1 protein-coding gene and 1 other annotated feature are annotated in these 1,318 nt (G+C 66.9%); the gene reads right to left on the reverse strand.

What is annotated here, in order from left to right; all coding sequences use genetic code 11:
* Positions 1–39 precede the first annotated feature (39 nt).
* A protein-coding gene (locus tag DR046_RS22900) for an IS3 family transposase (protein ID WP_115384634.1) occupies positions 40–1,268 on the reverse strand; the annotation gives its coding sequence in 2 pieces (ribosomal slippage) (positions 40–980 and positions 980–1,268; 1,230 coding nt in all).
* Positions 871–987, reverse strand: a sequence feature (AL1L pseudoknot). (Overlaps the previous gene by 117 nt.)
* Positions 1,269–1,318 lie beyond the last annotated feature (50 nt).

Below are 1,318 nucleotides of genomic sequence, written 5' to 3' on the forward strand. Positions count from 1 at the left end.
TGAACCGCCCCGGGTTCTCCGGAGGCCGTTTGGTTTGGGTTACGCGGCTTGCTGCTGCATCTCGATCTGCGTGTAGTATGCCGCTTCTGCCTCTGCTGGCGGGATGTGCCCGATGGGCTCGAGCAGGCGGCGGTGGTTGAACCAGTCGACCCATTCGAGGGTGGCGAACTCGACGGCCTCAAGCGAGCGCCACGGCCCGCGCGGGCGGATAACCTCGGTCTTGAAGAGGCCGATCACCGTCTCGGCCAACGCATTGTCGTATGAATCACCGACGCTGCCGACCGATGGCTCGATTCCTGCCTCGGCCAGACGCTCAGTGTAGCGGATCGCAAGATATTGCGAGCCGCGGTCCGAATGCGCGACGAGGCCGGCGCCCTTCATGGACCTTCGATCGTGGATCGCCTGCTCCAGCGCGTCGAGCACGAAGCCCGCGGTCGCGTTGCCGCTCACCCGCCAGCCGACGATGCGCCGCGCGTAGGTGTCGATGACGAAGGCGACGTAGACGAAGCCGCGCCAGGTTGCCACATAGGTAAAGTCGCTCACCCACAGCCGGTTGGGCGTGGGGGCCTGAAACTGGCGGTTCACCTTGTCGCGCGGGCATGGCTGCGCCGGGTCGGGGACGGTCGTCCTGATCCGCTTGCCGCGCACGGCACCCTGCAAGCCCATGATCCGCATCAGCCTCTCGACCGTGCACCGTGCGACCTCGAAGCCTTCCCGCAGCAGTTGGCGCCAGACCTTCCGCGCCCCGTAGACGCCGAAGTTCTCTGCGTGAACACGGGCGATCTCGACCCGCAGGCAAGCGTCCCGTTTGGCGCGGTCGGGGAGTCGGGAAGGATCGTCCCGCCGGACCCGGTTCGCGTGATACGTCGAAGGGGCGATCGGCAGCAGGCGGCAGATCGGCTCGACCCCATAGGACGCGCGATGCGCGTCGATGAACGCGATCATCGCTTCAGTGGGCGGTCGAGCTCCGCCTGGGCAAAATACGCCGACGCCTTCCTGAGAATCTCGTTGGCCTGGCGGAGTTCCCGAACCTCGCGCTCCAGCGCCTTCACACGCGTGGCCTCCTCGGCTCGCGCCTCCGCGCCGGGCACGGCCGCCTTCTCAGCCTCCCGCACCCATCTTCTCAGCGTTTCCGCCGTGCAGCCGATCTTCGGCGCGATCGACTGAATCGCTGCCCACTGGCTCGCATGGTCGGCCGCGTGATCGCCCACCATCCGAACCGCCCGTTCGCGCACCTCAGGCGCGTACCTTGCTGATGTCTTCCCCATGGCTCCGTCCTCTCACAGTCTGGAGCCTCCGGAAAACCCGGGGCGGTTCA

It is taken from the genome of Jannaschia formosa (assembly GCF_003340555.1).
GTDB lineage: Bacteria > Pseudomonadota > Alphaproteobacteria > Rhodobacterales > Rhodobacteraceae > Jannaschia > Jannaschia formosa.